Genomic DNA, 18,291 nt, shown 5'->3' with positions numbered 1-18,291 from the left:
CCCGCGGAGCGGGTCCCATCGCGCTGCGCGCGATGCAAGCGAACACCCGCGCTGCGCGCGGGTGTTGCGCTCCCGCTCCGCGGGAGCGCTGGCTGACCGCTGCGCGGTCAGCTCACCTGCCTTGCTGCGCAAGGCAGGTGATGCTCCGTCCGCTGCGCTCCCGGAGCAGGTGGGGACTGCGTCCCCACGCCCCGTGCCCTGCGCTGCGCTCCGGTCACGGGGGGCGCTGCGCGCCATGAAGGCCGGCCCCGCTGCGCGGGGCGGGCCAACGGGCCTACGGCCCGAGCCGCAGGGGGGTGCGGGGCGGGTGACCTCTCCGGCTGGCTCCTGCGGGAGAGGTCAGCCGGAGAGGCTGAGTCAGCGTCTGCGGGACCAGGTGCTCCCGATCCCCGCAACGTGCAGGGCCAGAGCGGTCAACCCCAGGAGCATGACGTTGACAGACGAGAACGTGTGATTGGTACTCACATCGGCCGCATTGATGAGGAACGCGATGAAGAACAGAACTGCCGCGACTATGCCGAGCATGAGCGGACTCCTCTCGAAGGGTGAAGCCCGTATGCCCGGCTACCGCCCTCACAGACCTGGACGGCACCCTTGAAAGCCGCGTGCCCGCGCGGCAAGAACCTGGTTGGCATGTGCCGGACGGCTGCAGGCCTCAGGCGTGGGCGTGGCGGGTGCCTGCCGGCTTGTGCGGGGCTGCGTGATGCGCGGGCCGGCCCGTCGCGGGGACTGCCAGGCGCCGCAGGGTCAGGCCCGCGGTGGCGAGGAGGCCGGTGAAGACGGTGAGGAGGAGGACGGACACCCACATCTGCCGGCTCCCGGGCGCCTGCCAACCGGTCCAGGCTGTGGATGCCGCCCACAGCAGGACACCCACGGCGTAGAAGGAGCGGACGCGGTGCAGCTGCCGCAGGGCCCGCAGGAACTCGATGCGTTCGGTCTTCGGTGCCATGCGGGCCGTGTACCCCGAGGGGCGGTGTTCAGCAGACCAGGCTCACTTACTGCCTGGGTCACCTCTGCTCTTGCTGCTCAGTGCGTCCCTCGAAGTCGCGGCGCACTGCGGCCCCTTCGTCTTCGACCAGCCCTGCACTGTCGGGCAAGTCCAGGACGGCGCCGCAGTGCTTGCACAGTTTCCCGTCCTCGGCGGGCGTGCCGCACGCCTTGCAGAACCGGTTGCCTTGATGGTTCTCGGTCTTCTGTTCCATGACTCTCTCTCCGGCAGGCTGGGCTGTGATTGGACAGTGATGAATGCGGAGTACCCGCAGCTTCCGTGTCGATCCTCCGGAGCGTCTGCTTCATTTTTAGTGTGCGATAGACTCTGGAATCAGACGGCTCTAGAGGTTCTTGGAATCTGTCACCCGCTGCACGGGGGTCATCTAGGGCCCGCATCGCAGGTGTGGTTCCGGTGTCTCCGTGGGCAAGGCGGGCGGATATCCGTTGTCGACAGGCTAGTTGCTCGCGCCTTGGTGTGTGAGAGCTGTCGTCCGGCTCGCAGGAGAGAGTAGATCGAATGGCTGTGAAGGAACTTCGTCCTCATCAGCGAGAAGCCGTGGACGCAGTGCTCCGGGCGCTCGAATTGCCTGCACGATCTGTGGTGCCGAAGCGAGGGCTTCGGACTCAGGTCATCATGGCGACCGGATCGGGCAAGAGCCTCGTCGCTGTCCGCAGCGCGGAGGAGCTCCGCGCGGACCGGGTGCTGGTGCTCGTGCCCTCGCTGGACCTGCTCGCCCAGACCGTGGCCGCATGGCGCGAGGGCGGCCGCACAGGCCCGATGATCGGGGTCTCGTCCCTGCGAGGTGAGGAGGCGTCCTTCCCGAACACCACAGACGTGGGCGAGCTGGTCGACTGGGTGCGGCCGCTCGACAAGGTGACGGTGTTCGCCACGTATGCCTCGCTCGGGCTCGGCACCCTGGAACGCGCGCACGCCGCCGGCCTTCCGGGGTGGTCGCTGATCGTCGTGGACGAGGCGCATAGGGTTTCGGGCCGGATCGGCAGGCCGTGGGCGGTCGTCCATGACAACACCCGCATCCCGTCCTTGCGGCGGCTGTACATGACCGCCACGCCCCGGCTGTGGCAACTGGACGACGACTCCGAGGGTGCGCCGGGCATACCGGGTGAGCTGGTGGCGTCGATGGAAGACGATCCGGAGGGTCCGTTCGGGGCGCGCTGCTACACGCTGACGCTGTCGGAGGCGATCGACCGGGGGATCTGTGCCCCCTACCAGGTGGTGTGCGTAGACATCACCGACACCCAGCTCCAAGCCGCCCAGCTCCTGGGCGAGGACGCACGATCCGAGCAGGTGCGCGGGGCCCGGCTCGCCGCGCTCCAGACAGCGCTGGTGAAGGCCTCAGCCGAGGAAGGATTCCGCAGGACGCTCGTCTTCCACCACGTCGTCAAGGAAGCCGAGGCCTTCGCGGCCGGCCTTCCCGACGTCACCGAGCGGCTGCACGCGGCCGACCCCGCGCTGTACCCGCGTGTGGTGTGGGCCGACTGGCTGTGCGGCGAGCACAAGCCCCTCCACCGCCGCCGCGTCCTGGACGAATTCTCCAGAGGGATCGCTACTGACGGCACAGTCGTGGAGAAGACGTTCCTCGGCTCCGTTCGCGTGCTCGGAGAGGGGGTCGACACCCGCGAATGCGACTCCGTGTACTTCGCCGACGTACGCGGCTCCATGCCCGACCTCGTCCAAGCCGTCGGCCGTGCACTGCGCATGCAGCCCGGTGAGGGCAAGGTCGCCTCGCTCGTGGTGCCCGTCCTGCTCGGGCCGGGCGAGACCGCCGACAACATGCTCACCTCGCGGGCCTTCGGTGGCCTGGCCAAGCTGCTGGAAGCGCTCAGGGCACACGACGCCCGCGTCGTGGAAGCTCTGGCGCAGCCCCAGGCGCCAAGCCGTGTCAGGGGCGTACAGAGCCGCAGCGGGGCGGAAGAGGAGGCAGCAGGGAGCGACCGAAGCGACCGGTTGTCGGTGCCGGCCCGGGAACTGCTGAAGTTCAGCACGCCTCGTGACCCCGCGCAGCTGGCGGCGTTCATCAACCTGCGGGTACTCAACCCCGAGCACGAGCATTGGCGGCGCGGCATTGAAGCCGCCACCCTGTACCAACGGCTCCACGGCGACCTGAAGGTCCCGTTCACGTACCGGGTGCCCGCCAAGCACGACCAGGAGGCGGAAGCCGAGGGGTGGCCGGCCACGCTCGCCGCCTTCCCGCTGGGGCAATGGATCGCCGACGCTCGCCGGTTCTACGCCCGCGGGGACATGGACGCCGACCGCATCGCGCAGCTGCAGAAGCTGGGCATGGTCTGGAGCCACTTCGACGTCGCGTGGGAGGAAGGTCTCGCGGCGGCGCGCGGGTGGGCCGAAGCGAACGGGCACCTGCTGGCGCCGCTGGACGCGACTTACCAGGGGCACAAGGTGGGCATCTGGCTGAAGAACGCCAGGGCCGCCGCCCGCAAGGCCGCCGAGATCGAGCAGCGGCGCGCCGAAGGCCTGCCGGTGGGCTCGGCGGCCGGCGCCCTGCCGGAGGAACGACGCGAGCAACTGGACACCATCGACCCTTCGTGGTGCCCCACCTGGCCGGTGGAATGGCAACGCGCCTTCCACCTCACCCGGCAGCACCTGCAGGCCGGCGGGAGGCTGCCGACGGAGCCGGGCGACGTTGTGCACCAGGGCGAAGACCTCGGCCGGTGGGTGCGCTCGGTCCGGCTCGGCTGGGACAAGCTCACAGGCGCCCAGCAATGGCTGTGCGAGCACATCCTCGGGATCGAACCCGCCGGCGAGGACGAAAAACCCAAACCCCGCCGGACGCAGGCCGACAAATGGGCGCTCAACCTCGCCGCCGCCAAGCAGTACTACGAGCGTGAAGGGCACCTGCGCGTGCCGAGGAAGCACATCGAGACGATCGCCGCCCGCGACGGGGAGGGCTTCCGCGACCAGGACCAGGAGGAACGGCAGATCCGGCTTGGTGCATGGATCGGCAACCAGCGCAGCAGAGCCGCAACCCTCTCCGCGGAGCGGATCGAGCAACTCTCCAACATCGGCATGCGCTGGACAACTCAAACGTGCTGAGTACCCGCGGCGTCCCGCGAAGCGTACGCATGGCGTACATACCGCGTATATGGCCCGCATCCGTGCGCGGGTGGCGACGGCAGGGCCCGGCCCGGCCCGGCCCGGATCGGTGCGGACTGCTCCCTTGCGAGGAGAGACGGCCGCATCGCGCAGCCCGCGATCACCTACGTTGAAGCCACGCACTGGTTGATTGGGGTCCTGGCATTGCCGAGGGAGACCACTCGACGTCGTCGGCCGCGCTGGTGAGGTCGGCCCTTCGGGCGGGCTGAGGCGTACGTGACGAACCCGACCACCGGCCCGGACGATACAGCCGACGCCAGGGCACCGCGAAACGCTTTACGCGACCCCGTCCCAGGGCATCCGCGGCAAGCACGAGCGCAAGGTGCACCTCCAGCGTGACGAGGACGGCCGGATCGTCGGGGCCAGCGGCGAGAGCGGCGGCGAGGACCAGGAGCACGACGACGGCGCCGACGCCGCTGCCGAGTCGGCCCTGCTCCACTTCTCCACCCCACGCGACGCGGCCACGATCGCCGCCTTCCTGCGCACCCGCGTCTACCGGCCCGAATCCCTCGTCTGGCTGGAGGGCTACCAGGCCCTGCTGCGGTGGCGGAAGCAACACAAGATCACCGGCCTGCACGCCGTCCCCTACGACACCGAGACCGAACTCGGGGCCACGAGGTCGTTTCCCCTGGGCAGGTGGGTGCACCAGCAGCGCAAGGCGCTGCGCGTCGGCGAGCTCGATCCGCACCGCAAGGAATTGCTCGACGCCCCCGAGGCCGGGATGGTGTGGGAACCGGGCGAAGAAGCCTGGGAGAACAAAGTGGGCACGCTGCGCTCCTATGGAGCGCCACCGGTCCCTGGCCACTGGACTGGCAACGCCACCACCGCGTCCTGGCCGAGCTCGCCGCCGACGAACCCCACGGCCGGCTCCCCGACATCACACCCGGCGTCCTCCTCGACGGCGACGACCTCGGACGATGGCTGCAGCGACAGAAGCAGTCGAGCGCCTGGGCGCAGCTCTCCAGAACGACTCACCCGACTGGGCATCCAGCCGCTTCAGGCGCCGTCCCCGGCCCCCGCCGGGCAGAAAGGGGCGAAGCGACCAGGCAAGGCGCAGCAGGCGTTCCAACGCGGACTCACGGCCCTGGCGCAGTGGATCGAACAGGAAGGCGCCCACCGGCCGGTGCCCCGCGGCGCCGTCGTCGAGATCGCGGTCGACGGCGAGGCAGAGCCGGTGCCGGTCAGGCTCGGCGTATGGATCTCCAACACCAGATCCAGGCGCGACAAACTCGACGCGGAGCAGGTGCAGGCGCTGCGAGAGCTGGGCGTCGAGTGGGCGTGACAGTCGTGGAGCATCCAGCCGCTAGGCGCAGCAGCCGTGCCGTGAAGCGTACATTCAGCGTACGTAGTACGTACCGAGCACGGTCGCGACCGGCAGCAACCATACGTCGCGGATGGCCGTGCCGGGCGCGTCAGTGCCTCTGACTGTTCGTAGCCTGCGCGCAGAAGTGAGTCTCGTCGACGTTCTGGCTCTCGAGGCGCTCCGTGTCCGGTATCCCGCAGCGCACGACCTGCTGCCGGCTTCGGTGGATCTGCTCACGGGAACCAGCACGATCTATCAGCGCAACAACGGGCAGACTCCGCGCGAGAAGGCGTTCGTGGAGGACTTCACCCTTCTCCTGGACGGGCACGCCCAGTCGGTCATCCGTCTGCTATTCCCCGCCGCCGAAAGGCTCTTCGGTGGCAGCAACTACGGCTCTGACTGGGTACCGGCCTGGGAACGGGACCGGCGCGTGGCCTGCAGAAGAGTGCTGGACTTCTACCTCCACCGGCAGCTTCCCGCCGGACGGGCACCCATTCGGTGCATCGAGAGCGTCGCAGGTGCGATCGGCGACGAGTCCGCCCTCACCGAGGCGCTGGGACAGGTGCCGGACCCCATGCTGGACGATGTCCTCAAGCGTCTTGTCCCCTACCTCCGTGATGTGTCCGAGGAGCAGGTACTGCCCACGGCCAAAGCGTTGATGCGTCAACTGCCGCGCATCCGGCTGGGATCTACTGGGATGCTGTCTCCGGGCGGTGAATGGGCTGTCTTGAGCCCAGTGAGAGCTCTGCTCCGTACGCTCGGCGAAGACGCGGTCGAGCCCATCGTCCGCAGCCTTTTCCACAGCATCACGAGCTTCTACGGAAGGGCTCTTCTGCTCAGTGTCGTCTCGGGCGGCTCGGACGACCAAGGGGTGATCACGGAGGACGCCGCCCAGTCCCTCAGGGGGATCTCTTCTCCCAACTTCACACGGCGTGTCCCGGGGACCTTGCCGGCGAAAGGATGCTGCTGCAAACGCTCCTCATGGCGACGGCAGGTACAGATGATCCTTCCCCCCTTGAGTCGCGGTCCGATCCCCGGGTCGTCGCGCGCCTGCTGGAAAGCGCGACGACGCCTGTGCACAGCCAGACGATGGGCAGCGTGGCGGTGCGGACGGAAAAGCGGCTCGCCTGGGATCCGCTGGTGAACGTGTTCGGGGGCACGACGCTTCTGGCGGAAGCCGTCGCGTCCGTGCGCCGGTCCCTCGACGACGGGACGATCGAGCCCAGCGAGGAGCTGGCAGACGCTTTGGCCCTGTACGAGAAGTACTCGACAGGATGGCGGCCTGAGGAATTCTGACCTCACTCGGTCATGATCGTCGCACAGAAGTGACCGGCGCGCGGTTGGGTTTGTCGGGGCGGCCCGTACCAGGGCGCATGCGAGAAGGGCCGCCCCTAACCGCGCCGTCCCTGATGACGGTATCCGCAACGGCGGCCGGCTGAACGCAGAGCACCACCGACGCGGCCGGAGCCCGCGAGAACGTTGGCCTCCCGGAAGGCAGCAGTCACCGTGCGGTGTTCTCGGTGCGGATCATGCGGCGCAGGCTGGTGCGGGCTGCTGCGAGGTCCTGTTCCAAGGAGCTAGCGCGAGCGTGGAGCGCGGTGTTCTCTTCGGTGGCCTGCTGGAGCTGGTCGGCGAGCTGGTGGTTGTGGCGGGTGAGTTCGTCGATGCGGGTGGTGAGGTCATGGGTGGTGAGGGCGTCGAGTTGGCGTCCGAGTTGGTGGCGTACGGCGGTCCGGGCTTGGTCGCGTTCCTGGCGTAGTTGTTTGATCTCCTGACGTGCGAGTTCGAGTTCCGTGCGCAACGTGGCGGTGGTCGAGGGGTTGATGGCGGGGGATGTCCGGCTGGGGGCGGGTCGGGCGGCCTGGCGGTGCTGGGCGGCTTGGATGTGCTGACGAATGGTGTCGGTATAGGTGAGCCAGGTGGAGACGCCGGCGGTGCGGGCGACGGTGGTGTGGGTGACGGGGTGGCCGTCGCGTTCGAGGGTGGTGATGGCGTCGAGGGCGCGTTGGCGTTTGTCGGCGCTGATGCGGGCACGGGCCTGGGCGAGGGGGGCCGGGTTGCCGCGGGGATTCACGGTGCTCCCTCGGGGATGGGGTTGACGACGGTCAGGGGCAGGAGGGGGCGGGGCGCTCCGGCTCTGGCTCGGCGCAGGACGGTGCTAGCGTCTTCGAGTTCGGCGCGTTCGTCGGCCGGCATGGCGGCCAGGTACCTGTTCATGCGAGTGACGACTTGTTCGAATGCGGTGATCTGGGTGGTGAGGGCGGTGGTGACGAACTCGGCGGCGTCCATCGCCAGGGCGGTTTCGCGGTCGGCGCGCAGTTCGTTGATGTGTTGCTCGATGGCGGGCAGGTAGGAGGGGTCGGGGCGGTAGAAGCCGCAGCCGGCGCACTGGAAGCGGATCGGGCAGGAGCTGCCGCCGGCTTTGACGTTGCTGGGTTCGGTGCAGCCGCCGTAAGGGACGGCCACGGAGCGGAGTTCGTAGGCGGTAGCGGAGGTGGGGGCCGCCTGGCCGCGGCGGTCGACGACGTGGGCGCTGAGGGTGGTGACGGCGGCGCGCTTTCGCTTCAGGGAGACCTGGTAGTAGCGCTGGGTCATGGCGATGGACTTGTGGTCCATGAGTTCGCGCAGGACGTCGACGGGGGTGCCAGCGTCGGCGTGGCGCTGGGCGTAGGAGTGGCGGAAGGCGTAGGGGTAGATGAGGGTGCGGTCGAAGGGCAGCGGGTTGCCGTCGGCGTCGACGCCCTCGGCGTGGATTTCGGGGATGGAGGCGACCCATAGGCGCAGGGTCTCGCTGATGTAGCTGGAGGACAGGTGGCCAGCCGCGCTCTGGTCGGTGAGGGCGGGGAAGAGGAACCGGTCGCCCGAGGCTGGCAGGTCCAGGTGGTTGCGGCGTTGCTGCCACTCTCGGATGGCCTGGGCGGTCGTGGCGGTGATGGGCAGGCGCCGGCGGTGGCGGCGGCGCTTGTGGTTGTCCCAGATCAGGAAGGTCTGGCCGCGGTCGGTCTCCAGGCAGTCGCGGGACAGTGAGGCGACTTCCAGAGGTCGGCGTCCGGTGTCGCGCAGGACGATGTAGACGGTGCGGTAGAGCAGGTGGAGGTCGGCTTCAGGGATGTCGCGCCGGCCGGTGACGCTGCCGCGGCCGATGGCCTGAAGGTGGGCGTCGAGCTGGCGGATGACCGATTCGGGGATGGCCTTGCCGATCTCGTCCTCGTTCTCGTCGTCGCGGCCGACGGTGTGGTGGACCGCATCGCGGGTGAAGGTCCCGGCGAGGTCATCGAGTGCGTCGCTGCGGCGTCCGTAGTCGATGAGCTGGAAGAAGCGGCCGGTGAGGGCGTTGCGGTGGCCGGAGCTGTAGGGGGTGCCGTCGCGCTTCAGTGCGGTGCGGAAGGCGTCGACGACGGCGGACACGTCGGTGAACCGCAAGGTGGTCGGGTCGTTGCCGGCTCCTGGACGCCGAGCCAGGGCGCGGGAGGCGATGATGGTGGCGCGCAGGGTGCGGGAGAAGTCGTCGGTCCGTGGGCGTTCGGTGCACGCCCAGAAACGCACAAGGCGGCGCAGCCAGGGCTGGTGGATGCTCTGGGTGAGGTCGACGGTGGCGGCGAACTGGCGGGGTTCCTGGCCGCTGACAGCGCGCAGGCCGATCTCTCGCAGGTCCAGGACGTCTTCGTTGAGATCGCTGTGGCCGGTGAACTCGTCGAAGCCGGTGCGCAGCGCGGTGTGAAGTTGCTTGAGCGTGCGGCGGTAGGCGGCGTCCTTGTGCGCGGAGAGGGGGCGGGGTTCGGCAGAGAGCAGGGTGGTGGCGTCGGCGTGGTCGCGGACCAGGCTGCGGATGCTGCTGGGGTTCAGGACGCGGGCCCACCGGTCGGCCTGCTGCAGGGCGTAGAGGACCTCGCGGCGCACCAGGTCGGCCAGGGGAACGAGGCTGAATTGGTGGGCGGCGACGTAGGGCGCCTGGGTCTGTGCCCATTCGGCGGCCGGGGCGGCGACGGTGCGGTTGTCGCGAGTCCATGCCCGCGAATGGAAGCCGCACAGCCCGCCTGAGTTGAAGGCCGGGCTGGGGCAGGCCGGCACCAGGCAGGGAACTTCGTCGGTGAAAGGGATAGCGATGTGGCTCCACCAGCGGTCCTCGTTACCGCGGCGCTGGTGGTAGTGCCAGGTGCCGTAGTGCGTGGAGCACAGGTTTCGGCAGTGCTTGGGACGCACGCACTGCACACCGTCGCGGGTGACCGCGCAACGCGCGGACGCGAGGCCGTTGGGCGCCTTGTCGCGCTGGGGAATGTGGGTGGCGGCGAACTCCTCGGCCGTAAGGCGGGAGGCCTTGAGGCGGTCCGCGCACATGGCGCAGAAGATGTTGCGGGCGTTGACGACCATGCCGCAGGCCGCCGTACGGCAGGTGGAGGCGGTAGTGCGGGGGTTGTCGAGTCGGCCGGTGAACAGCCAGTGTTCCTGGTCCCACTCCCCTGCACGCCACGTCGGGTCCGTGTGCTCGCCGAGCCAGGCAGCCCAGGCGGCCGGGTCCGCACCGCCCGGCAGAACGGCCCGGCTCGGTGCAGGCCGCGGTGCCGGCACCGATGGCGTGTCAGGCAGGAGCAGCAGGTGCGGCCGCTCGGCGGACCGCGCAGTCACTGGCGTGCCTGGAGGGCTTCGAGCCGGTCGACTGCGGCGCGAGTCTCGGTGTCGTCGACGTGCCGGTAGCGCTCCATCGACAGCGGCGACACATGCCCCATGAGGTACTGCACGACATCGCGATCCACCCCCGCGCGAAGCCATGCGGTTGCAGCCGAGTGGCGCAGCATGTGGGGGCGGCAGGCGTAGCGGGCCGCGCGGGCGAGCCGGTCGAACATGTCCTTGGCGTTCGGGTAGGACATCGCCCGCCCGAGCGGCGGGCGGAACAGGTTCACGAACACCATGTCGCCGTCTGCGGCCTCCGGTACGGCGTCCCGCTCGTACTGGTAGTCGGTGTAGAGGGCGACCAGATCCGCAGTGACGGGGAGGGTGCGGGGTTTGCGGGCCTTGGCCAGCGCCTGGTTCGGATTGTCGGTTCTCCGGTGGATGTGGATATGCGGGCCCTCCGTTGTGCAGCCCAGAGCGCGGGAGGAAGCGAGCAGATGCACGTCCTGGCGGCGCAGCCCGAGGGCCTCGCCGATCCGCACCCCGGTGCAGGCGAGCAGAGCGATCAGGAACCGGTCCCTCGCCCGGGGAGCGAGGTCGATCATGTGGGCGATCTGGTCGGGTTTCAGGTCCTCGTAGCCGGCCTCGGTGATCCGGAAACGGAACGCCGCCGCGTCGATAATGCGGAACTGGTCCCGTTCCCCCGTGTCGTAGCCGGCCGGGGCATGGACCAGGTGCTTGGACTGCGACAGCAGGCCGGCCACGCTCGGTGCGATCCACCCGTTCGCGACACCGAACCGCAGAAATCCCGCAACAGCGGTCATCACCGCATTCGCCGTGTTCCGCGACCGGAACACCGGCTTGCCCTGTCGCGGGCGGCGGGCGCGAGGCGGCAACGGCTCAGTCACCAGCCACCGCTGAAACCCCGACAGCGACAGGAAGCTCGGCACACGCCAGTCCAGGCGCCGCTCAGCGCAGTGGTTCAGGTAGAGCGCGATCCGCCCGGCGTATACGCGCTCGGTGTTCGGCGACAGTCCGCGGGAACGCAGCGAGGTAATGAACGCCGTGACCTCCACCTGCAGGTCGAGCGTCGCGGAATGAGCGACGACCCACCTCGCCTCACCAGTGGTGGGATCGACCGCCCGCTCCGCCATGAACCCTGGATCCATGCCGGGACCCTAGCCACCACAGACCTGCCGGGCCGGAGGACGACGAAGGCGTTCATCCTCGCAGGTGACATCCACACCAAACGTCCCTCACACACCGGCCCGAGGGGCTACAGACCCTCATCATCCCAGCTCAGGCCCACATCAAACGTCCCTCACAACCAGACCAGCTCTAGATAATGTCGACGCCTTCGGCGATCAGGCGGGAGTTGGCGAGGATCGCGACGTCGGCGGCGGCGAAGGCGGCGAAGATGTCGCCCCGTTGGACGGGGGTGTGCTCGCCATGGGCGAAGAACAGCTCCGGGTCGATGCCGGGGACGAGGTGGGGGTCCGTCCGGCGCAGCAGGCGCAAGGTGTGCGGGAGTTCGCGGGCGAAGCGGCGGGCGTCGGAGACGAGGTTGAAGTAGACCAGGACCTTCTTCAGACCGTGCTCCGTCATGGTGCGCAGGACGGCCAGGTGCAGGGCGGTGGTGCGCAGCGCACTGTCGTCTGTCGCCTCCTGCGTGGCGGTGCCGACCGCGGGCGTGGTGCCGGGGGCGGGCAGGTTCAAGCGGCGGCGTAGGTCGGCGTCGGTGAGGGTGGGCACCACGATGCGGTAATCCGCCGCCCGGCCGTCGGCGACTGCCTGCGCGAGGGGGTATTCGACGACCTTCTTGCCGTAGACGGCCTCGTTGTCCATGGAGTTGGCGAACGCGTCCACCTCCTCGCCCGCCGGGCGCCTTCGCCGCGGCCGGGTGAGGTCGGCGGACTCCGCCAACTCCGGCGCGGCAAAGATACGGGGGGTGGCGGTCATGTAGAGGCGGCGGTCCGCGTGGATGCGCTGGGCGTCGTTGACGATCGCCCACTTCTTGTCGGCACGGCCAGCGATCCGGTGCGCCTCGTCCATGACCGCCAGGTCGAACGGCGGCACCGCATACCCCGTCTTCTGGGTCTCCTCGATCTTGTTCAGGGAGTCGTAGGTGCAGATCACCGTCAAAGCCGGGATCTGATCCTCTGCCTCCCCCACCACCGACATCAGCCCGCCCAGCGCATGCGGGCTGGTGGTCGACATGACGCGGGCGGCCAGCAGATCGTCGCGGCCGGCCGCGTCCAGGGAGGAGACGATCACCATGTGCTCGCCGTGGCCGTCACCGCGCCAGGCCAGCGCGGTCTGCGCCGCCAGATCGAGCGTGGGCACCACGAACAGCACCAGCCGCGCGCCGAGTCCGTCCGCGACGCGGATCGACACCAGCGTCTTCCCGGTCCCCGTCGCCGACACAAACAGCCCGCGGGTGCCCGGGCGGTGCAGATGGCGGGCCAGACGCAAGACGGCCTCGGCCTGGTCGGGATGAAGTACCGCCCTTCCGGGTCGGCCTCGTGCGGGAGCAGCGGCCACAGTCATTCAGCTCTTCCTCGATCCGAAGCGGAAGCTGCCGGTGGGTCTTCGTGCGGGCACCGTATCACCGACACACGACACTCGTACGCAGAATGCACGTTATTCGTACGACACATGTGCGCAATACGGCCGGTTCATGGGCTAGGGTGGAGTCGGAGGTGCTTCATGTCCGAGTTGTTCGACGCAGTGGACGCGCTGGTGGCATCCCGGTCGCCGCTGCCGCCGCCGGCAGAGCGCAGGCGGCTGCGGCAGGCTCACGCGCTCACCCTCGATGAAGTGGCCGCCGCCCTGGGCGTGCGGCGCGCGACCATCGGCGACTGGGAGTCGGGCAAGACCGAGCCGCGGCCGCCGCAGCGGGAGGCGTACGCGCGCCTGCTCAAGCAGCTCGCCGAGCTCTACCCCGCCCCCGAGAGCACCGGTGCACCGCAGGAAGACACCGCTGCGCCGCAGACAACGGCCGGCACGACACCCGAGGCGCCGCCTGTGCCCACGGGCCTGGTGCCCGAGGCTGCGGCCCCGACCACGTCCGACACCACCCCGCCCGCTACCCCCGCCGCCGTTCCCGCACCGGCCGCGTCACGCCCGGCGCGTACCACCCGACCGCCGCAGACATCGCGCCGCCCCGGCGCGAAGAAGGCCTCCCCGGCACACACGCCCGCGCCCGGCGACGGGTACGCGCACGGTCCGCTGCTCGTCCTCGACGCCGACGCCGAGCGGCAGGTGACCGGCTACGGCATCGGCGGCCTGATCCTGGACGTGCCCGCCAAGTCCCTGCCCGCGCTGGTGGAATGGACCCTCTCAGAGGCACAGCTCGGGGCGGAGCGGCTGCACGGCTCGGGTAAGGACGCCGACCCGCTGCTGGTGCTCACCGAGGCGGCGTGCGAGCGCTACGGCCTGCCCGCCGAGCTGTCGCACGAGGAGCGGCTTGCCGGGCGGCTCCCGGAGGGGCACAAGGTCATCAAGCAGCTGCATCGCGCGGACTGGCAGCTCACCAAGCGCGGGTTCGGGCCGTGGGCGCGGATCTACCGCCCCGCCCAGGGCGGCCGCCGTCAGTGCGTGCAGCTGTGCATCCCCTCCTGGCGCGCCCTCGACGACCGCGCGTGGGGGCATGCCGCCCAGCTCGAGCCGGCGGAGCTCGCCCAGGTGCTGGGCATGTATGCGGTGCGGGTGATGACACCGGTCGGGTCCACGGCCGTCACCGGTCTGCAGCTGATGACCGCGCTGAACCCGCCGACCCGCGCCAGCCAGCCGGACGCCGCCGGCAAGCGGCACCGCGAGCACCGGCCCGGGTCGCTGGGTTCCGAGCCGATGGACCCGGCACCGTGCGAAGCGACCGACGGACACCCGGTTCTCGCCGACCTTCCGCGGTTTCACGTACGCGGCCCCGACGAGAAGCTGTTCGAGGAGGCCTACGACTGGGCGCGGGATCTCACCGACGCCGAGTGTATGAAGCGCTACCTGGTCGGCCTCGACGTGAACCTGTCGTTCGCCGCAGGCGCCAATGGTGCCGTCGTCGGCCTGGCTACGCCGCCCGTGCACGTCACCCGGCCCGCGTTCGACCCGGCGCTGCCCGGCTCGTGGCTGGTCGACCTCTCCCACGTCGATCCGTCCCGGGTGAAGGTGGGCAAGCAGTGGCGGGACCTCGACGGGGACCTCTTGCCCAGCCCGTTCACGCCGACCGGCCAGCGCCCGACGGGTCCGGCCTGGTACGCCACTCCGACGGTCGCGTACGCCATCGAGCTCGGCTACGACGTCGCCCCGCTTCAGGCATGGGTGCGCCCGGAGCACGGCCGGTTCCTGGACGGCTGGTACAAGCGGCTGCGCGACGCCTACGTCGCGACCATGTCGGATCTCGGGGTGGGCGAGAAGCTGTCCCCGCAGGAGTTCTTGGAGGCAATGGACGGCTACAAGAGCCGTGATCCGGAGCTGGGAATCGTCGTGGACGCGGTCAAGATGACCGTCAAGGGCGGCATCGGCAAGCTGCGGGAGAAGGCGCGCGGCGGCGGATGGAAGCCGGGACAGGCCTGGCCCGCCCTCGCCCGGCCCACCTGGCGGCCTGACATCCGCGCCGCGGTCATCTCCCGGGCCCGGATCAACATGCACCGCAAGATGCTGCACCTGGCCGCAGCCACCGGACAGTACCCCGTCGCGGTCCTGTCCGACTGCGCCGTGTACACCGCTGACGGGCCCAGCCCGCTGGACGTCCTGCCCTACGACTCGGGCGGCAAGACCGTGCCCGGCAGTTTCCGGCTCGGCGTCAGCCCGGGCATGGTCAAGCACGAGGGCACTCAGAGCGTGCTGTGGGGTGCCAACGTCCTCGAACAGCTCGCCGGTGACGGCCACGTCGCCAACCTCGCCCGCTACATCAAGACCGGCGAGGTCACCACCAAGGACACCGGAGAGTAGAAGCAGGGGGCAGGGGTCGATGGTCACGATCGGCGAAGAACTCGACAAGGCGGTCCAGGGCGCGTTCACGCGACCGATCCCGAAGACCGCCGGGGCACAGATGCGTTACCTGGTCCGCCAGCACCAGCGCAGCACCCGGCGCGTGGCCGACCTGCTCGGCATCAGCCAGCGCACCGTCGAACGCTACGTCAAGAACCAGATCAGAAAGCCCCGGCCCGACCTCGCCGACCGCCTCGAGCGTGAAGTCCGCGTGCGCTGGCAGCCGCAGATCAGAGCCAAGGCCAAGCAGGCAGCGGCCAGCACCGGCGGCATCATGATCGATGTCCACGCCCGATTCGGCTACACCGCCGCCCCCGGCAGCACCGACGACGCCCGCGTGCGCCACCTCACCCTCGCCCTGCCACCCCACCACACCGCACGCCTCTTCCAAGCCCAGGAAGCCGGTCTCACCGACGACCAGCTCCGCCAGATCGCCGCCGAAGCCCTCGGCGAGGTCTACTTCCGCGACAACGGCCAACGCGCCCACGGCCTCGAAGTCGAACTCACCGACCTGATCGACCTCGAGTTCGAGCTGTAACCGGGCGCCGACACCCCCCGCATCAGGCGACGAGCATGTCCTGTGAGCACCGGCCCCGGCGCGGGGCGGCGCGCTGGTGCTGCCCGGACAGGGTTGGCATGATGGGGACGCGGCGTCATCGCCTCCTGCCTCCGGGCGAAGGCGGCGACGGTGTGCACGCGAAGGGCCCCCGTGCCGCCAAGCAGAGAGGGCCCTTGCGTTTCTTGCGGTGTCGGTTCCTGGCACCGGTGCTTACCGGTGCCAGGAACCGAACGCCCACCAGGGGATCGCCCCGGCGAGCTTGACCGTCCAGTACAGCGCAATCACGACGGCCGTGTATGTACCAATCCGCCGAGGCTCGTGTGCCGATCGGAACTGGTGCTGCGGAAACGACGTCCGCTGCGCCGGGATGTTCCGCTGACGGTCCTTCCTACGGTGCCCACACCACATGTGAGCGCCTCCCTCCCGTGCCCGGTTCGCCGGGCTGCCGGGGCCCGTGTGTTTCGGACCCGGCCGGACTCAAAAACACGCCCCGGACTCGTGTGGAAGGGCTTCAACAGTCAGCTACTCTGACACACCCCCGACGGCCCCGTCGACGCGGAGCGAGACGTTCCATATGACTCTGACCTGCGGAAACGTGAAGGGCAAACAGTCAACTCCCGCACGAGGACGGGGAGTTGGGGGGCGGAGGTATTTTTTTTGCAGTTCAGGCAGCCTGAACGAGGCCCGCGCGACGTCGAAATCTGCGCGAAAGGGCCGCATCCGCCGGTGACCGTGCTGGTCAGACCCAACCAGCATGGTAACGGCCCGCCCCGGGCAGCCCCGCCCCGACGCGTCCGCCCGGCCGTGCACCCGCTGAGGACCTCGCCGCGCGCCCATAAGGCCGGCGCCCTTCCAGCCCGACCGACTGAACCGCATGATCACCTTTGTCCGACAGGGGGTCCGTGGGGCTCTACGAGGTCAAGGGTGACTACCGCCCCCCGCGCCGGGATTCGGCGTCGCGCCGTATATGAGCGGCGGCGCCGTGCCGACGCGAGCCCCAGCCCGGGCAGTCGCGTCCAGGAACGGGCCATCTGGAACTACTTCGATCCGAAGGCCTTCGCTCACAGAGCGCCCGCGGTGCAGATGTCTGCCCTGGCTGCGCCGACGGACACCAACCATGATGGGCGGCGCGTCCGGCCTAGGTGGGGCGTGATCATCACACGCGCAGGCGAGGAGAGTCGTGGCAGCTGGGGCGTTACGGACGGGGCCGCTGGCGGGAGAGCTGACCGCGTCGCTGATCGGCCGGGTCGAGGCCCGCTACGGCCTGCCGGCCGGGCATGTGCTGCGCTTGTGGACGTGCCGCAACTCCCCCGTGCGGCATGACGGCGGCGGGGTACGGGCCGATGCGGAGGTCGTGTTCAACGCGGCCGGGCGGGGTGTGCTCGCCGAGCTGTGCGGGGTGAAACCGGCGGTGCTGGCACGCGCTCTGCCCGCCTTCGCCGTGGACGACCCCAAGATCAGCAACGGGCTGGAGGCCGATCTGGCCCAGGCCCGGTGGCGGGCGGCAGGCACGGTGGCGGGACCGGCCGCGTTCGGCTGCCGGTTGTGCACCGTGCGGCGCACCGGGCAGGTGACAGTGGCGGTGCGGTACCTGCCGCGCTGGCAGCGGGTGTGTCGGCGGCACGGACGGTGGCTGCTGGACGCGGACGCCGACCAGGTCCCGGAGCACCTCGATGTGCGCGGTGTCCCGGAGGTCGCTGCGGCGCAGCGGCGGTGGGCCAGGGTGGCACGCCGTGCGGTGCGTGCCGCAGCGGAGCCCGCAAAGGTGTTCGCTCTGGCGTACGCGGTCGTGGCCCGGTGGTGGGAGCAGGCCCTGCACTGGGAGCGGGAGGAGATCTGGCCGCGCCGCCTGCACCGGGTCGCGGGCGGCAACGCCGGAGTGGATCTGGAGTGGTGGCGGATCGTGGGGCGGGATGCGGTGATCTTTCCCGAGGTGGTGGCGGTGGCCGACGCGCTGCTGGATCCGGCCATGGCCGAGCTGGTGTGGATCGACAGTGGGGGGAAGCGTCCGCGGCCGATGGGCGCCGACGGGGCGTTCTGCGGTCGGCTGGGTGAGCGGGTGGGCCGTCACTGGCTGGGGCCGCTGGCGGGGGTCGACTACGGCGGGCCGCTGATCTCCTGGATGGGCGCGGTCGTACGGGTGCGTCGCGGCCAGGACATGCCGCCCGGGTACGCGGACGATCCGTGGTGGGTGCGCCAGGAGCATCAGCCGGCGACGATGGCCGGGCAACTACGGGTGCTGGGCAAGGAGAAGCGGGCACCGGGCTCAGGGACGATGTGGCGCACGGTGGTACCGCCCGAGCAGCGGACGCGGATCAGCAGTCTCATCGCCGGCGCCGAGGAACAGCTCCTGCAGGCGCACGGCGCGCAGAAGGGGCCGACCGCCGAGGTCGCCCGGCAGCTGTTGCGCAGCCTCGGTCACAGTGCCGGTCTGATCGAGCAGGCGTGGACGCGGACCGCGGTGGCTGCGGTGAACGGCGGGGTGCCGCTCGAGGAAGTGGCCCGGTGGGTGGACATGAGCCCCGAAACGCTCCGGGAGAAGCTGAGGGATCACCGCCCTCAGTATGACGGTGACTGACAGAGGGGCCGGTGTCAGTGGTTAGCTGATACAGCACTCGTAGGACTCCGTTAAGTTGCTCTGGCTCTTGGGTTTGGGCTGGTGGTGGATGTTCTGGGCAGGGGGCGGTGGCAGGTGGTGCAGGTGCCGGTCCA

General features: G+C 69.9%; 13 protein-coding genes and 1 pseudogene. 7 read left to right on the top strand and 7 right to left on the bottom strand.

Annotated elements, in window-relative coordinates; all coding sequences use genetic code 11:
• Window positions 1-357 precede the first annotated feature (357 nt).
• The 3 genes from ACFYOH_RS42990 to ACFYOH_RS42980 all read right to left on the bottom strand — a co-directional run bounded on the left by ACFYOH_RS42990 (window position 358) and on the right by ACFYOH_RS42980 (window position 1,202).
• Complete coding sequence (locus ACFYOH_RS42990; protein ID WP_189711477.1) at window positions 358-525, bottom strand: hypothetical protein; 168 nt, start codon at window positions 523-525, stop codon at window positions 358-360.
• 130 nt (window positions 526-655) lie between these two features.
• Complete coding sequence (locus ACFYOH_RS42985; RefSeq protein ID WP_388637332.1) at window positions 656-949, bottom strand: hypothetical protein; 294 nt, start codon at window positions 947-949, stop codon at window positions 656-658.
• A gap of 58 nt (window positions 950-1,007) precedes the next feature.
• Window positions 1,008-1,202 carry a zinc ribbon domain-containing protein gene (locus tag ACFYOH_RS42980; protein WP_388637329.1) on the bottom strand — a complete coding sequence of 65 codons (195 nt, stop codon included), beginning with the start codon at window positions 1,200-1,202 and terminating at the stop codon, window positions 1,008-1,010.
• A gap of 305 nt (window positions 1,203-1,507) precedes the next feature.
• Here ACFYOH_RS42980 and ACFYOH_RS42975 point away from each other — a divergent pair, with 305 nt between their 5' ends.
• The 4 genes and pseudogenes from ACFYOH_RS42975 (at window position 1,508) to ACFYOH_RS42960 (ending at window position 6,719) form a co-directional block, all read left to right on the top strand.
• Window positions 1,508-4,060, top strand: coding sequence for a Helicase associated domain protein (locus tag ACFYOH_RS42975; RefSeq protein ID WP_388637327.1), 2,553 nt, complete (start codon window positions 1,508-1,510; stop codon window positions 4,058-4,060).
• Window positions 4,061-4,346: 286 nt separating this feature from the next.
• Window positions 4,347-5,402, top strand: a pseudogene (locus ACFYOH_RS42970) (helicase associated domain-containing protein); the annotation flags it as partial.
• A gap of 166 nt (window positions 5,403-5,568) precedes the next feature.
• Complete coding sequence (locus ACFYOH_RS42965; protein WP_388637325.1) at window positions 5,569-6,567, top strand: hypothetical protein; 999 nt, start codon at window positions 5,569-5,571, stop codon at window positions 6,565-6,567.
• Window positions 6,522-6,719 (top strand): hypothetical protein, encoded by a 198-nt coding sequence (locus ACFYOH_RS42960; protein ID WP_388637322.1) that lies wholly within the window; start codon window positions 6,522-6,524, stop codon window positions 6,717-6,719. The genes ACFYOH_RS42965 and ACFYOH_RS42960 overlap by 46 nt, the downstream gene beginning before the upstream one ends.
• 205 nt (window positions 6,720-6,924) lie before the next feature.
• On the opposite strand, the gene ACFYOH_RS42955 is transcribed toward ACFYOH_RS42960, so the two are convergent.
• From ACFYOH_RS42955 to ACFYOH_RS42940, 4 genes are all read right to left on the bottom strand, one after another.
• Window positions 6,925-7,497: a DUF6262 family protein gene (locus tag ACFYOH_RS42955; protein WP_388637320.1), complete on the bottom strand. Its 573-nt coding sequence runs from the start codon at window positions 7,495-7,497 to the stop codon at window positions 6,925-6,927.
• Window positions 7,494-9,992, bottom strand: coding sequence for a tyrosine-type recombinase/integrase (locus tag ACFYOH_RS42950; protein ID WP_388637317.1), 2,499 nt, complete (start codon window positions 9,990-9,992; stop codon window positions 7,494-7,496). The genes ACFYOH_RS42955 and ACFYOH_RS42950 overlap by 4 nt, the downstream gene beginning before the upstream one ends.
• Window positions 9,993-10,045: 53 nt before the next feature.
• Window positions 10,046-11,188 carry a tyrosine-type recombinase/integrase gene (locus ACFYOH_RS42945; RefSeq protein WP_388637314.1) on the bottom strand — a complete coding sequence of 381 codons (1,143 nt, stop codon included), beginning with the start codon at window positions 11,186-11,188 and terminating at the stop codon, window positions 10,046-10,048.
• A 184-nt stretch (window positions 11,189-11,372) separates the two neighbouring features.
• Window positions 11,373-12,581, bottom strand: a complete 1,209-nt coding sequence (locus ACFYOH_RS42940) for a DEAD/DEAH box helicase family protein (RefSeq protein WP_388637311.1) — start codon at window positions 12,579-12,581, stop codon at window positions 11,373-11,375.
• A gap of 159 nt (window positions 12,582-12,740) precedes the next feature.
• Here ACFYOH_RS42940 and tap point away from each other — a divergent pair, with 159 nt between their 5' ends.
• The 3 genes from tap to ACFYOH_RS42925 all read left to right on the top strand — a co-directional run bounded on the left by tap (window position 12,741) and on the right by ACFYOH_RS42925 (window position 18,157).
• Window positions 12,741-14,981, top strand: a complete 2,241-nt coding sequence (tap, locus tag ACFYOH_RS42935) for a telomere-associated protein Tap (protein ID WP_388637308.1) — start codon at window positions 12,741-12,743, stop codon at window positions 14,979-14,981.
• A 19-nt stretch (window positions 14,982-15,000) separates the two neighbouring features.
• Window positions 15,001-15,558 (top strand): telomere-protecting terminal protein Tpg, encoded by a 558-nt coding sequence (tpg, locus tag ACFYOH_RS42930; protein WP_388637305.1) that lies wholly within the window; start codon window positions 15,001-15,003, stop codon window positions 15,556-15,558.
• A gap of 1,201 nt (window positions 15,559-16,759) precedes the next feature.
• Window positions 16,760-18,157: a DNA-binding protein gene (locus tag ACFYOH_RS42925; protein ID WP_388637302.1), complete on the top strand. Its 1,398-nt coding sequence runs from the start codon at window positions 16,760-16,762 to the stop codon at window positions 18,155-18,157.
• Window positions 18,158-18,291: the final 134 nt, after the last annotated feature.

Source organism: Streptomyces sp. NPDC007856 (assembly GCF_042868225.1).
Classification (GTDB): domain Bacteria; phylum Actinomycetota; class Actinomycetes; order Streptomycetales; family Streptomycetaceae; genus Streptomyces.
Note: the sequence above shows the minus strand (reverse complement) of the source record. Positions and strands in the feature narration are given on the sequence as shown.

Coding starts and splice junctions, on each gene's coding strand:
- ACFYOH_RS42980 (WP_388637329.1), bottom strand. CDS start 1,202: ATGGAACAGAAGACCGAGAACCATCAAGGCAACCGGTTCTGCAAGGCG.
- tap (WP_388637308.1), top strand. CDS start 12,741: ATGTCCGAGTTGTTCGACGCAGTGGACGCGCTGGTGGCATCCCGGTCG.
- ACFYOH_RS42985 (WP_388637332.1), bottom strand. CDS start 949: ATGGCACCGAAGACCGAACGCATCGAGTTCCTGCGGGCCCTGCGGCAG.
- ACFYOH_RS42990 (WP_189711477.1), bottom strand. CDS start 525: ATGCTCGGCATAGTCGCGGCAGTTCTGTTCTTCATCGCGTTCCTCATC.
- ACFYOH_RS42975 (WP_388637327.1), top strand. CDS start 1,508: ATGGCTGTGAAGGAACTTCGTCCTCATCAGCGAGAAGCCGTGGACGCA.
- ACFYOH_RS42940 (WP_388637311.1), bottom strand. CDS start 12,581: ATGACTGTGGCCGCTGCTCCCGCACGAGGCCGACCCGGAAGGGCGGTA.
- tpg (WP_388637305.1), top strand. CDS start 15,001: ATGGTCACGATCGGCGAAGAACTCGACAAGGCGGTCCAGGGCGCGTTC.
- ACFYOH_RS42945 (WP_388637314.1), bottom strand. CDS start 11,188: ATGGCGGAGCGGGCGGTCGATCCCACCACTGGTGAGGCGAGGTGGGTC.